General features: G+C 72.4%; 9 protein-coding genes. 7 read left to right on the forward strand and 2 right to left on the reverse strand.

The window, feature by feature from the left end; all coding sequences use genetic code 11:
- Positions 1-201: 201 nt before the first annotated feature.
- The 7 genes from JOE43_RS04355 (at position 202) to JOE43_RS15475 (ending at position 9,159) form a co-directional block, all read left to right on the forward strand.
- Positions 202-1,869 (forward strand): ABC transporter substrate-binding protein, encoded by a 1,668-nt coding sequence (locus JOE43_RS04355; RefSeq protein WP_209519055.1) that lies wholly within the window; start codon positions 202-204, stop codon positions 1,867-1,869.
- A complete protein-coding gene (locus tag JOE43_RS04360; RefSeq protein WP_209515034.1) occupies positions 1,866-2,846 on the forward strand; it encodes an ABC transporter permease in 981 nt (326 codons plus the stop codon). The genes JOE43_RS04355 and JOE43_RS04360 overlap by 4 nt, the downstream gene beginning before the upstream one ends.
- Positions 2,843-3,799, forward strand: a complete 957-nt coding sequence (locus tag JOE43_RS04365; protein WP_209515036.1) for an ABC transporter permease — start codon at positions 2,843-2,845, stop codon at positions 3,797-3,799. Before JOE43_RS04360 ends, JOE43_RS04365 begins: the two co-directional genes overlap by 4 nt.
- Positions 3,796-5,589, forward strand: coding sequence for an ABC transporter ATP-binding protein (locus JOE43_RS04370; protein WP_209515043.1), 1,794 nt, complete (start codon positions 3,796-3,798; stop codon positions 5,587-5,589). The genes JOE43_RS04365 and JOE43_RS04370 overlap by 4 nt, the downstream gene beginning before the upstream one ends.
- A 38-nt stretch (positions 5,590-5,627) precedes the next feature.
- On the forward strand, positions 5,628-6,818 hold the full coding sequence (locus tag JOE43_RS04375; protein ID WP_209515045.1) for a glycoside hydrolase family 1 protein: 1,191 nt from the start codon (positions 5,628-5,630) through the stop codon (positions 6,816-6,818).
- A 236-nt stretch (positions 6,819-7,054) separates the two neighbouring features.
- Positions 7,055-8,038 (forward strand): thioredoxin domain-containing protein, encoded by a 984-nt coding sequence (locus JOE43_RS04380; protein ID WP_209515047.1) that lies wholly within the window; start codon positions 7,055-7,057, stop codon positions 8,036-8,038.
- Positions 8,035-9,159, forward strand: coding sequence for an LCP family protein (locus JOE43_RS15475; RefSeq protein WP_209515049.1), 1,125 nt, complete (start codon positions 8,035-8,037; stop codon positions 9,157-9,159). The genes JOE43_RS04380 and JOE43_RS15475 overlap by 4 nt, the downstream gene beginning before the upstream one ends.
- 93 nt (positions 9,160-9,252) lie before the next feature.
- Here the strand turns inward: JOE43_RS15475 and JOE43_RS15870 are convergent, their stop codons facing one another.
- Together JOE43_RS15870 and JOE43_RS04395 are read right to left on the reverse strand one after the other, a co-directional pair.
- Positions 9,253-11,997 (reverse strand): Ig-like domain-containing protein, encoded by a 2,745-nt coding sequence (locus tag JOE43_RS15870; RefSeq protein ID WP_209515051.1) that lies wholly within the window; start codon positions 11,995-11,997, stop codon positions 9,253-9,255.
- A 94-nt stretch (positions 11,998-12,091) separates the two neighbouring features.
- Positions 12,092-13,480, reverse strand: a complete 1,389-nt coding sequence (locus JOE43_RS04395; protein WP_209515053.1) for an MFS transporter — start codon at positions 13,478-13,480, stop codon at positions 12,092-12,094.
- Between the last annotated feature and the right edge of the window lie 121 nt (positions 13,481-13,601).

A 13,601-nucleotide genomic window follows, 5' to 3' on the forward strand; every position in this document is an offset into this window, starting at 1 on the left:
CCCCCCGTCCCGCCTCCCGTCCTCCCCCTCCCGCCCCGCCGAGTGGTCGCGATCTGCGCCCCCGCCCGCCCGGGAGCCGCAGATCGCGACCACTCGGCACCGTGCGACCCGCCCCCGACCGACCAGTCCCGTTGCGGGCGAGCGATGTATGCGCTTACACTGGCGGAGCTCACCTCGACGACGAATGAGAGACCCGTGGCGATGAAGCTCACGTCAAGACCCCGCACGCTCGTGCGCACCGCGGTCGCCGCCCTCGCGGCCACCGCACTGCTGGCCGGCTGCAGCATCCAGATCCGCAGCCAGCCCGACCCGACGATCGGCGCCGACACGATGCTGATCAACGCCGACAAGGGCAACCCGCAGTTCGAGCGGAACTTCAACCCGTTCCTCACGAACAAGCGCACCGCCTCCACCTGGATCTACGAGCCGCTGCTCGAGATCAACCCGCTCGACGGCGAGATCACGCCGTGGCTCGCGAGCGAGACCACGCTGCCCGACGCGCGCACCGTCGACATGACGATCCGCAGCGGCGTCGAGTGGTCCGACGGCACGCCGATGACGCCGGCCGACGTGGTCTACACGTTCGACCTGATCAAGGCGGCCCCCTCGCTCGACATCAAGGGCGCCTGGCAGCACATCGAGTCGATCGAGACCGAGGGCGACCACGTCGTCTTCCACCTGCAGACCGACGACGTGCCCGCGATGGAGATCATCGGCCAGACGACGATCGTGCCCGAGCACCTCTGGTCGCAGGTCGACGACCCGGCGACGTTCCGCAACCCCGACCCGGTCGGCACCGGCCCGTTCACGCTCGGCAACTACTCGCCCCAGCAGTACTCGATGGACAAGAACCCCACGTACTGGCAGGCGGAGAAGATCGAGATCGGCCACCTCATCCTGCCCGCGACGAACAACCAGCTCGACACCGTCACGCGCGGCTACGACTGGTCGTACTCGTTCATCAGCGACGTCGAGGGCACCTGGGGCGCCGCCAGCCCCGACAACACCTTCTGGTTCCCGCCGGGCGGCGTGATCGGCCTCGTGCCGAACCTCACGAAGGCGCCGTTCGACGACGTGAACGTGCGTCGCGGCATCGCCCTGGCGCTCGACCGGGCCCGCATCGCCGAGACCGCGACCGAGGGCTACCTCGAGCCGGCCGGCCAGACCGGGCTCATCCTGCCCAACCAGCAGGACGACCTCGACCCGAGCATCCCGAACGGCGGCGTGATCGAGCAGGACCGCGACGCGGCCCTCGCCTCCTTCGCCGCCTCCGGCTACGCCCTGCAGGGCGACCAGCTCTTAGGACCCGACGGTCAGCAGCTGCGCATCACGATCACCACCGCCAACGGCTACACCGACTGGCTGCGGGCCGTGCAGGAGGTGCGGCGCCAGCTGGGGCTGATCGGCATCGACGTGCAGGTGCAGGCTCCCCAGCCCGCCGGCTACCAGTCCGCCATCGCCAACGGCGAGTTCGACATGGCGATGGGCGGCATGGGCAACGGCAACGTCTACCAGGCCTTCAACAACCTGCTGAACAGCGAGTTCGCGACCCCGGTCGGCGAGACCACGGCCAACAACTTCGAGCGGTTCAGCGACCCGGCGGTCGACGAGCTGCTCGCCGAGTGGCGCGCCTCGACCGACCCGGCCGACCAGCAGCGGCTCAGCCACCAGCTGCAGGCCGTCGTCTACGACCAGATGCCCGTGATCGGCCTCTACTACGGCGGTCTCTGGGGCCTGTTCAACGACGCCAAGTTCACTGGCTGGCCGAGTGCCGACGACCCCTACATGGCCCCCCAGAACTACGACCAGGCACCGCTGCTGATCTTCACGAAGCTGAAGCGCGTCGACCAGGAAGGCAGCGACCAGTGAGGTACGTCGCCCAGAAGCTCGGACTCTTCGTGCTCACGCTGTGGGCCGCGGTCACGCTCAACTTCATCCTGCCGAGGCTCATGCCCGGCAGCCCCACCGACGCCGCGATCGCGAAGCTCTCGCAGAACGGCCCGGTCTCCGACGCCACCCGCGCCGCGATCGAGGCCCAGCTCGGCGTCCCGACCGGCAACGTGCTGCAGCAGTACGTCGCCTACCTCGGCCAGGTCGTGCGTCTCGACTTCGGCACGAGCTACACGTTCTTCCCCGAGACGGTCGGCCACCTCGTCGGCCAGGCGCTGCCGTTCACGCTGATCCTCGTCGGGGTCTGCACGATCATCGCGTTCGTGCTCGGCACCCTGATCGGCGTCGCCGCGGCGTGGCGGCGCGGCACCTGGCTCGACTCGCTGCCCACCCTGTCGGGCAGCTTCATGAGCACCTTCCCGTACTTCTGGACGGCCCTGCTGCTGCTCTTCTTCCTCGGCTACGTGCTGCACTGGTTCCCGACCACGGGCGCCTACGGCGCGACGACGACGCCCGGCTTCACGCCCGCCTTCGTCGGCGACGCGCTGCTGCACGCGGTGCTGCCGGCGATCACGATCCTGCTGACGAGCCTCGGCGGCTGGATCCTCGGCATGCGCAACGCGATGATCTCGACGCTCGGCGACGACTACGTCACCTTCGCCGAGGCGAACGGCCTCAAGGGCCGCACCGTCGCCGTGCGCTACGCCGCCCGCAACGCGATCCTGCCCAACCTGACCGGCTTCGGCCTCGCCCTCGGCGGCGTCGTGGGCGGGTCGATCCTGGTCGAGCAGGTCTTCGGCTACCCCGGCATCGGCTACCTGCTGTTCAACGCCGTCATCGGCCAGGACTACCCGCTGATGCAGGCCCTCTTCCTGATGATCACCGTGAGCGTGCTCGTCGCCAACTTCCTCGTCGACATCTTGTACGGCGTGCTCGACCCAAGGACCCGCCGATGACCTCCACCGTGTCCGTCCACCTGCCCGAGGGCGCGCCTCCCACCGGCCCCGCCGAGCAGAACGCGCCCAGCCGCTGGCTCACCGTCGGCCGCATGGCCGCGACCATCTGGTCGAACCCCAAGGCGAAGATCGGGGTCGTCATCTTCGGCGTCTTCGTGCTCGTCGCGGTCTTCGCCCCGCTGCTCGCCCCCTACGGCGGCAGCGAGAACGGCTTCGAGCGCAACGCCGACGCCAGCTGGGCCCACTGGATGGGCACCACGGCGGCCGGCGAGGACGTCCTCAGCCAGCTGATCCACGGCGCCCGCATCAGCGTGTTCGTCGGGGTCGTCGCCGGGGTGCTCTCGACGCTGGTCGCCGTCGCGATCGGGCTGAGCTGGGGCTACATGAAGGGCTTCGGCGGCGACGTCGTCGGGTTCATCGTGAACCTGTTCCTCGTCATCCCGGGCCTGCCCCTCATGATCGTCATCGCGGCCTACCTGCAGAACGGCGGGATCGCGGTGATCCTCGCGGTGATCGTCATCACCGGCTGGGCCTGGGGCGCGCGCGTGCTGCGCAGCCAGACGCAGTCGCTGCGGTCGCGCGACTTCGTCACCGCGGCGCGGTTCTCGGGCGAGAGCTCGGGGCGCATCGTGTTCCGCGAGATCCTGCCCAACATGACGTCGCTCATCACGGGCTCGTTCTTCGGCGCCGCGACCAGTGCGATCCTCGCCGAGGCCGGCCTCGAGTTCCTGGGGCTCGGCGACTCGTCGATCGTCAGCTGGGGAACGATCCTCTACTGGGCGCAGAACTCGAACGCCCTGCTCACCGGGCAGTGGATCCTGCTGTTCGCCCCGGGCCTCTGCATCGCCCTGCTGGCGATGAGCCTGACCCTGATCAACTTCGGCGTCGACGCCGTCGGCAACCCCCGGCTCCGCGAAGGCGCGAAGCGGGAGAAGAAGGAGGCGCGCGCATGACCGCCAGGTACCCCACCGACCAGCCCACCGCCTCCGGCCCGTCCTCCGGCTCGGCCACCTCGGGCGACGTGATCCTCGACGTCCGCGACCTCAGCGTCGTCTACGAGAGCGCCGGCGCCGAGCCGGTGCAGGCGGTCGATCACGTGTCGTTCCGGCTGCGCCGCGGCGAGTTCGTCGGCCTGGTCGGCGAGTCGGGCTCGGGCAAGTCGACGCTCGGCTACGCGCTGACGCGGCTGCAGAAGCCGCCGGCCCGCACGAACGGCGGCAGCATCTGGTTCGACGGTGCCGACGTGCGCGACCTCGGCACCGAGGCCCTGCGGCAGCAGCGGCAGGGCGGCTTCGCGATGGTGCTGCAGTCGGGCATGAACGCGCTGAACCCGGTGCGGACGATCCGCGCCCACTTCGTCGACGTGTTCAAGGCCCACGGCCACGTGCCGCGCGACCGGTGGCACAGCCGGGCCGCCGAGCTGATCGCCAAGGTCGAGCTCGACCCCGGCGTGCTGGCGCGCTTCCCCGGCGAGCTGTCGGGCGGCATGCGCCAGCGCGTCTCGATCGCGCTGGCCCTCTCGCTCGAGCCGCAGCTGATGGTGTTCGACGAGCCGACCACCGCGCTCGACGTGCTCGTGCAGCACGCCGTGATGGACACGATCATCTCGCTGCAGCAGAGCGAGGGCTTCACGGCCGTGCTGATCAGCCACGACCTCGGCATCGTGCTCGAGGCGACCGAGCGCGTGCTCGTCATGCACGAGGGCCGCATCGTCGAGGACGGCACGAGCGCCGACGTGCTCGCCGCCCCGCAGCACGAGTACACGCGGATGCTGCTCTCGCACTACGCCGACCCGCGCGCCGAGACCGTCTCGCTGCCCGGATTCGAGGACCGCGCGCTGCGCCGAGCCCGGGGCGAGCGCCGCGTCGACACGACCACGAGCGTGCCGAGCGTCAGCACGCGCAGCACGAAGGTCGCCCAGAGCGCGATCGTCGTGAGCGGCGTCAGCAAGACCTACGCGCCTCCCCGCCGGGGCGACGACCCCGTTCGGGCCGTCCGCGACGTCTCGTTCACGCTCGAGCCGGGTCGGTCGCTGGCCCTGGTCGGGCAGAGCGGCTCGGGCAAGAGCACGATCGCGAAGCTCGTCACGGGCGTCGAGGCGCCCACGAGCGGCAGCGTCACGTTCGGCGACACCGACGTGACGGCGCTGCGCGGCCGTGCCCTGCGCAGCTTCCGCAGCGACGTCCAGATGGTCTTCCAGGATCCCTACGCCGCGCTGAACCCCCTGCACACCGTCGAGTACACGCTGACGCGCCCCGTCGTGAACTTCACCGGGCTGAGGGGGCAGGAGGCGCGGAGCCGGGTCCTGGAACTGCTCGAGACGGTCGGCCTGACGCCGGTGGAGCAGTTCGCGGCGAAGCTGCCGCACCAGCTCTCCGGCGGGCAGCGGCAGCGCGTCGTCATCGCCCGGGCGCTCGCGAGCGACCCGCAGGTCATCATCGCCGACGAGCCGGTCTCGATGCTCGACGTGTCGCTGCGGGCCGGCGTGCTCGCGCTGCTCGAGGACCTCCGCGAGCAGTGGGGCGTCTCGCTGCTCTACATCACCCACGACCTGCTCAGCGCGCGGCTGATCACCGACGACGTCATGGTCCTGCACGACGGCGTCGTGGTCGAGCGCGGGGACACCGCCGAGGTGCTGCAGCGGCCGACCGACCCGTACACGATCCAGCTGCTCGACGCGGTGCCGAACCCGCGGCGGACCCACGCGGCGGCCGCGGCGGCGCGCGCGTCCTCGGGTCGCTGACCCGCGCCTCCTGATCTCCCCCTCGAAAGGAACCACCCTTGCTGATCTTCCCCGACGGCTTCCTCTGGGGCGCCGCGACCGCCGCCCACCAGATCGAGGGCGGCAACGTCGCCTCGAACTGGTGGCAGCACGAGCACACGCCCGGCACGACGATCGTCGAGCCGAGCGGCGACGCCGCCGACAGCTACCACCGGTTCCGCGACGACATCCGGCTGCTCGCCGAGCTGGGGCTGAACAGCTACCGGTTCAGCATCGAGTGGGCGCGCATCGAGCCCGAGCGCGGGTTCGTGAGCAAGGCCCAGATCGCGCACTACCGCCGCATGGTCGAGACCTGCCACGAGTTCGGCGTCGAGCCGATCGTGACGCTGATGCACTTCACGGTGCCGCGCTGGTTCGAGCGCGACGGCTTCTGGCGGGCACCCGACGCCGCCGACCTCTTCGCCCGCTACACCGAGCTCGCGCTGCCCGTCGTGAGCGAGGGGGTGCGGTACGTCTGCACGATCAACGAGCCCAACATCGCGGCCATGCTGGCCGGCGGCGAGGACGCCTCGAACCTCGTCGCGTACGGTCTGCCGAACCCCGACCTGCAGGTGGCCGACGCGCTGCTCGCCTCGCACAAGCGCAGCCGCGAGGTGCTCTCGCAGGTCGACGGCCTCAAGTCGGGCTGGACGGTCGCCACCCAGGCGTTCAAGGCCGTCGACGAGCCCGGCGCCGCCGAGGCGACGCGCGAGTACGGCTACGTGCGCGACGACTGGTACAGCGAGATGGCGGCGGGCGACGACTTCGTCGGCGTGCAGGCCTACACGCAGACCTTCGTCGGGCCGGAGGGCCCCCGCCCGGTCGCCGAGGGGCTCGAGACGACGCTCACCGGCTGGGAGTTCTGGCCGCCCGCCGCCGCCGAGGGCATCCGCAGCGCGTGGGAGCTCAGCGGCCACGTGCCCGTCATGGTCACCGAGAACGGCATCGCGACCGCCGACGACACCCGGCGCATCGCCTACACGCAGGGCGCCCTCGAGCACGTCCACGACACGATCGAGGAGGGCGTGGAGGTGCTCGGCTACCAGCACTGGAGCGCCCTCGACAACTACGAGTGGGCCAGCGGCTTCCGCCCCACCTTCGGCCTCATCGCCTGGGACCGCGACACCTTCGAGCGCACCCCCAAGCCGAGCGCCCGCTGGTACGGCGGCGTCGCGCGGGCCAACGGCCTCGAGCGGAGCTCGGCCGACTGAGACCGCGGCGGCGCCTCGTGCCGGGGCGTCGCCGTGCGGCACGGAGCGCGGGAGGCGCGGGTCGGCCGGCCCGTGCCTCCCGCGTCGTCGTCGGGGCCCGTGGCGCTGACGTGCCCCTGCCCGCCTGCTGGGTGCTGCCGTGCAGGGTGCTGCCGTGCACGGTGCTGCCGTGGTGGTTGCTGACGTGAAACATGTGAAATACGATGTGAGGATCGATCCGCTCCTGGAAGGCCCTCATGCCCGGCGAGAACCCGCACCCCGACCCTCTTCCCGACGTCCGACCGGGCCCTCGGCAGGGCCCGCAGCCCGACCGCGCTGCCGGAACCGCGACTCCCCGGGGCCCCAGCGCCCGACGCGGCAGCCCGGCCGCCCGGCGGGAGGCGCTCCGGGCCAAGGCGCGGGAGGTGCGCCTCCGCGAGCAGCGCCGTGAGCAGGGCGGCACGCTCCTCGTGCGCGCCGGCGTCCTCACCGGCGGGGTCGCCCTCGTCACCGCCGCGGCCGTGGCCCTGGTGACCGCGGTCGGCCCGGCGCCCGCGATGGCCGTGCCGGCCAACGCCGCCGACGACGGGGTGCGCGTGGGCGCGGGCATGCTCGTCGAGCGGAGCGCCCCGCGCCCCGCGGGGGAGGCGCCCTCGGCCGAGCCGGCCCCGGCGGCCCGCGACGTCGCCGACGTCGTGGTCTGGGTCGACTACCACTGCCCCGCCTGCAAGGAGTTCGAGCTCGAGAACGCCGCCTACCTCGAGCAGCTCGTCACGACCGGGGCGGCGACCGTCCGGGTGCACCCCGTCGCGATCACCGACGGCTCGTCGCGCGGTGCCCGCTACGCGTCGCGCGCCGCGGGGGCGGCCCTGTGCGTGGCCGACCTGTCGCCCGACCAGTTCTGGCGCGCCTCCGACACGCTCTTCCTCGCCCAGCCGGCCCCCGGCGACCGCGGCCTCACCGACGAGCAGCTCGCCGCCCTCGTCACCGGCCTCGACGGGGTCGACGACGACGCCGCGCTCGCCGCGTGCGTCGACGAGCGGCGCTTCGTGCCCTGGGTCGGCGCCGCCACGGCCCGTGCCTTCGCGGGGCCGCTGCCGACCGACGACCTCGAGTCGCTCCGCGGCACGCCGACCGTGCTCGTCAACGGCGAGCTCTTCGACGCGTCGCAGCAGACCTTCCCCGAGTTCGTCACGACCGTGCTGGGCGACGCCTACGCGGCCGAGCAGGTGACCCGGTGAGCGGGTCGCGTCGGGCCGCGCGCGTCGGTCGGGCCCCGCGCGTCGGTCGGGCGGCCCGCGTCGGTCGGGCCGCCCGCGTCGGCCGGGTTCCCCGCCTCGGCCGTCCGGACCGTGCTCGCCGCCCGCGACGCCCCTGGGCCACCGCGCTCGCGGCGGCCGCGGCCGTGCTGGTCGGCGTGCCGACCGTCGTCGCCCTCGTGGTCGCGGGGTTCGCCGCGCACCTGGTCTCGACCTTCGACGACCGGGCGACGACCATCGACCGGGCGTTCCCCTCCGAGCTCGGACGGCCGCCGGTCGACGAGAGCGGCGCCCTGACCGTCCTGCTGCTCGGCACCGACTCGGCCGGCACGTCGCCGACCGACGCCGCCCCGGGCGTCGCGACCCCCGCCTCCCGCACCGACACCGTGATGCTCGTGCGCGTCCCGGCCGACCGCAGCGAGGTGGTCGTGCTGTCGATCCTCCGCGACTCGTGGGTCGACGTGCCCGGCCACGGCTCCGCCAAGATCAACGCCGCCCACGCGTGGGGCGGGGTGCCGCTGGTCGTCGAGACGGTGGAGTCCCTGCTCGGGGTGCGGGTCGACCACGTCGCGACGGTCGGCTTCGAGGGCTTCGCCGGCATGAGCGAGGCGCTCGGCGGGGTCGACGTCGTCTCCGAGCGCTCGTTCACGGCCGGCGGCCACGACTTCGACGCCGGCGTCAACCGCCTCGTCGGCGACCGGGCGCTCGACTTCGTGCGGGCTCGGGCGCCCTTCGCCGACGCCGACCACCAGCGCGCGCGCAACCAGCAGGCCTTCGTCCGCGGGCTCGTGGGCGGGCTGCTCGACCGGGGCACGCTCAGCGACCCGGTGGCGGTGAGCGGCTTCGTCGGCGTCGCCACCGAGCACCTCGCCGTCGACCCGGGGCTGACGCCGCGGCGGCTCGTCGAGATCGGCTGGGGGCTCCGCGACCTGTCGCCGTCCGGCGTCCGCACCGCGACGGTGCCGACCGCGGGCGGGGGAGTCTCCGACGACGGCCAGTCCTACGTCTCGCTCGACCCGGAGGGGGTGCGCTCGCTCGGCGACGCGCTCCGGGCCGACCAGGTCGGCGCGTGGCTGGGCGGGCGGGCCACGTCGTCGCCCTGACGCCCGGACGCTCGACCGGTGCGGGAGCACGGGTGAGGCCCCCTGCAGCGGTGCTGCGGGGGGCCTCGTCGTGGTGCGGGTGGTGCTGGTGGGTCAGTTCCGGGGTGCGAAGCCGGTGAGGCGGGTCTGCTGCTGGTCGTCGGTGTCGGCGTGGGTGGTGAAGAGGATGGTCCAGGTGTAGGAGCCCATGTTGGTGCGGGTCCAGGTCCAGTCGCCCTCGTCGTTGACCTCGACGGTGGTGCCGAGGCTGAGGCCCTTGGCGTTGGTGACGGTGAGGGTGCTGCCGGGCTCGGCGGTGCCCTCGAAGGTGAAGGCCTCGTTCGCGGTGTAGCCGGTGCTGGTGTCGGCGGGGTTGGTGACGACGACGGGCGCGATGGTGGAGGCGCGGGGTGCGAACCCGGCGAGGGTCGCGGCCTGCTGTCGGTCGGTCCCGGCGTCGGCGGTGAAGATCATCGTCCAGGTGTAGGAGCCCATGTTGCTGCGGGTCCAGGTCCAGTCGCCGTCGGAGTTGACCTCGACGGCGGCGCCGAGGCTGAGGCCCTTGGCGTTGGTGACGGTGATCTCGGCGCCGGGCTCGGCGGTGCCGCCGAAGGTGAACGCGGTGTCGGGGGCGTAGCCGGTGGCGACGTCGGCGGGGGTGTCGATCGTGACGGGCGCGGTCTGGGCCTCGCGGGGTGCGAACCCGGTCAGGCGGGTCGTCTGGGCGCGGTCGGTGCCGGCGTCGGTGGTGAAGTCCATCGTCCAGGTGTAGGAGCCCATGTTGCTGCGGGTCCAGGTCCACTCGCCGTCGTCGTTGACCTCGACGGCGGTGCCGAGGCTGAGGCCCTTGGCGTTGGTGACGGTGAGGGTGCTGCCGGGCTCGGCGGTGCCGGTGAAGGTGAACGGGGAGTTCGGGGTGTAGCCGGTGGTGACGTCGGCGGGGGTCGCGATGGTCACGGGTGCGGCGGGTGCGGGGGTCTCCTCGCCGCCGTCGCCGTCTTCCGCGACCACGAACGACCGCGTCGACACGATCGGGTCGAGGTTCTCCCAGTACGGGGTCTCCGTCACCGTGACCGTCTGGTCGCCGGACGGCAGCGGGGCGGCGATCTCGGCCGTCCACGTGCCGTCGGGCAGCACGGAGGCGGCGCCGAGCGTCGTCGAACGGGTCACGTCGCTCGTGATGAGGACGCGCGAGCCGGGGATGCCCTCACCGCGGAACGTCCGGGTGTCGGCCCCGACGGTCTCGCCCTCCCTCGGCGACACGACGTCGAGCGGGAAGACCTCGGGGGCGGTGTTGCCCTCCGTCTCGGCGAGCGTGACGGTCGTGACCGGGGACAGCAGGCCGTCCCCTCGGACGGTGTAGAGGTCGACCTCCTCGCCCGCGTGCTTGGATTCCACGTGGATGAACGTGGCACCGTTCAAGGAGTTCGCAGACGAGCTGACGAACGTGTCGTCCACCTTCGCGATGATGCCCGGGACGAGGAACTCGTCGGGGAAATAGCTCGTCGTGGCGTAGATCGTGAACGTGTCGTCGTCGCGCTCCGCCACCTCGTGCACGAGGGGGGCCTGGAGGGGTGCGCCCGCGGGCGCCTCGAGCAGCGTCAGCGGCGCCTCGAGCGGAGGGCTCTCCACGCCGCTGCGGACGCCGGTGAAGACGGCGGTCTCGCCCAGGAGCGCGGGGTCGACGGAGAAGGTGAAGCGGCCGTGGGTGCTTCGCTCCAGTGTCTCGACCTCCTCGCCGTCGATGGTCATGCTCAGCCGACTGGCGTTGTGGGCGATCACCCGGACGGCGAGTTCGCCCGTGTTGTCGAGCTGAACGGAGCTCAGCTGTGGCGTGGCGGGCGTCTCGCCGGGCAGCAGGCCCGGGTCGACGGTGAACGACGCACCGGCTCGTTGCTGCTCGGCCGAGGCCCACGTCGGGGTCTCGGTGACGGTCGTCTCGTGGCTGCCGGCGGGCAGGGCGGCCGAGGTGCAGCTCCAGTCGCCGGTGACGGCCACGCGCGTCTCGCAGAGGGTCGACGTGCTGCGGGCGGTCTCGCCGTCGCGGGTCACGACGATCTGCGAGTTGGGGATGCCCGTGCCGCTGAAGGTCGGCGCCGGGTCCGCGACGACGGCGCCCTGCGCGGGGGAGGCGAGCTCGAGCGGGTGGGCGTCGGACGCCGTGTTGCGCTCCGTGGGGACGAGCTCGACCGGCGTCGACTCGCTGGCGTGGCCCTGGTAGTAGGCCGTCACGTCGATGGTCTCACCGGCGCGCGAGACCGGCACGAGGAGGGAGAAGGCGCCGTTCTCGGACGGGAAGTCCCACGACGCGCCCGACCTGCTGGCCCACACCTCGGTCTTGGCGAAGAGGCCGGGCTCGTGCGCCACGGTGCCCTCGACCACGAGGTGCTCGTCGTCGTACTGGCTCACGGCGTGGACGACGGGCGTGCCGGGTGCTCGGTCCTCGCCGTCGGCGTACTGGACGTCGAGGACGATGTCGACCTCGACCCGGCCCTGAGGGGTGTACGAGACCAGCGTGGCCGCCTTGCCCAGGTCGGCGAGGTCGACGAGCGTGGCGAAGCGGTCGTCCCAGACCGCGGCCGTGTAGGTGCCACCGCCCTCGACGATGATCCCCGCGAGCGGGGCGCCCGGCGCCAGGCCCGCGACCGACAGCTTGCCGTCGTCGGTCTGATCGACGAAGGCGAGTCGAGGTGCGACGGGGGAGGCGTCGAGCGTGGCGGCCGCGGGCTGCGACGCGGCCGAGGCCCGGACGTCGTCGGTGCCGGCGGAGGGCGCCGCGAGGGCGGCGGCCGGGGCGAGGGTGCCCGCGGCGAGGGCTGCGAGGCCCACGGCGGCGAGGCCGGTTCTGATCGTGCTCATGTCTTCTTCCGGATGGAGGGAAAGGGAAGACCGATCGGGGCGGCCGTCCGATATCTTACATCCGATATCAGGAGCACGAGACGCGCGCGCGGTGTCAGTCGATCGAGCGCTGCACCGCCTTCACCGGCAGCATCAGCAGCAGCCCGGCGAGCAGCACGAGGGCGATGCCGACGATGCCGTAGCGGGTGTCGCCCGTCGCCGACACGAACAGCGTGAAGAGCCCCGGCGCGAGGAAGCTCACCGCGCGCCCCGTCGTCGCGTACAGCCCGAAGATCTCGCCCTCGCGCCCGGGCGGCGTCACCCGGGCGAGGAAGGAGCGGCTCGACGACTGGATCGGCCCGACGAAGAGCGCGAGCGCCAGCCCCAGCACCCAGAAGAGGGAGGCGGTGGTCCCGATCGCCAGCACCCCGAACGCCGCGAGCACGAGACCGGCGAGCGACCCCACGATGATCGCCTTCGCTCCCAGCCGGTCGTCGAGCCAGCCGCCGAGGAACGTGCCGACGCCCGCGACGAGGTTCGCCCCCACGGCGAAGTAGATGACCTCGCTCGGCGAGAAGCCGAACACCTGCGCCGCGATGATCGCGCCGAAGGTGAAGACCGCCGCGAGCCCGTCGCGGAACACGGCGCTGGCGAGCAGGAACATCAGCACCTGCCGGTTCGTGCGCCACAGCTTGGCGATCGTCGCGCCGAGCACCCGGTACGACCCGATCAGCCCCACGCGCGGGCCGGAGTCGCGGGCCGAGACCGGGGGCTCGGGCACGGCCACCAGCACGGGCACCGCGAAGACCGCGAACCAGACGGCGGCGACGACGATCGAGAGACGGACGTCCCACGCGCCTCCCTCGGTGCCGGTGGGGACGCCGAACAGGCCGCCGCGGCCGTCGACGCCGAAGCTCTGCAGGAAGGCCACGAGCAGCAGGACGAGCAGCACGATGCCGCCGACGTAGCCGAGCCCCCAGCCGAAGCCGGAGACCTTGCCGATCGTCTCGCGCGTGGAGACCTGCACGAGCATCGCGTTGTAGCTGACGCTCGCGAACTCGAAGAAGATGTTGCCCGCGGCGAGCAGGGCGGCGCCGGCCACCAGGTACGCGGGTGCGGGGGCCACGAAGACCATCGCGGCCATCGCCACGACCACGAGCGCGGTGTTGACGCCGAGCCAGAGCTTCCGCTTGCCGGAGCCGTCGCTGCGCTGGCCGAGCACCGGCGCGAGCAGCGCGATGAGCACGCCCGCGATCGTCAGCGCCGTCGAGATGACCGTGGCGTTGTCGGCCTTCGCGAGCACGAGGCCGGGGTTCCGGGCGTCGTCGCCCGCGGCCGCCACGATCGACGGGTCGACGAAGGCGCCGCTCGCGAGGTAGGTGCTGAAGACGAAGGAGGTGACGACCGCGTTGAACGCGGCCGAGCCCCAGTCCCAGAGGGCCCACGAAACGACCCGGCGGCGGGGGATCGCGGGGGTGGCGGCGAGCGGCGGCGCGGCGGTCATGGGGGTCAACCTAGTGGGCGCGGGTGTCCGGCGGTCTCGTGGCCGGCACCGCGCCTCCTCGTCCCCCGTCCCGGCCGCATCTTGAGTCATGCACGCTCAACTCTCAGCTGGCTGGCTTGAC

Source organism: Frigoribacterium sp. PvP121 (assembly GCF_017833115.1).
Taxonomy (GTDB): Bacteria; Actinomycetota; Actinomycetes; order Actinomycetales; family Microbacteriaceae; genus Frigoribacterium; species Frigoribacterium endophyticum.

Coding starts and splice junctions, on each gene's coding strand:
- JOE43_RS04365 (WP_209515036.1), top strand. CDS start 2,843: ATGACCTCCACCGTGTCCGTCCACCTGCCCGAGGGCGCGCCTCCCACC.
- JOE43_RS04380 (WP_209515047.1), top strand. CDS start 7,055: ATGCCCGGCGAGAACCCGCACCCCGACCCTCTTCCCGACGTCCGACCG.
- JOE43_RS04395 (WP_209515053.1), bottom strand. CDS start 13,480: ATGACCGCCGCGCCGCCGCTCGCCGCCACCCCCGCGATCCCCCGCCGC.
- JOE43_RS04370 (WP_209515043.1), top strand. CDS start 3,796: ATGACCGCCAGGTACCCCACCGACCAGCCCACCGCCTCCGGCCCGTCC.
- JOE43_RS15870 (WP_209515051.1), bottom strand. CDS start 11,997: ATGAGCACGATCAGAACCGGCCTCGCCGCCGTGGGCCTCGCAGCCCTC.
- JOE43_RS04355 (WP_209519055.1), top strand. CDS start 202: ATGAAGCTCACGTCAAGACCCCGCACGCTCGTGCGCACCGCGGTCGCC.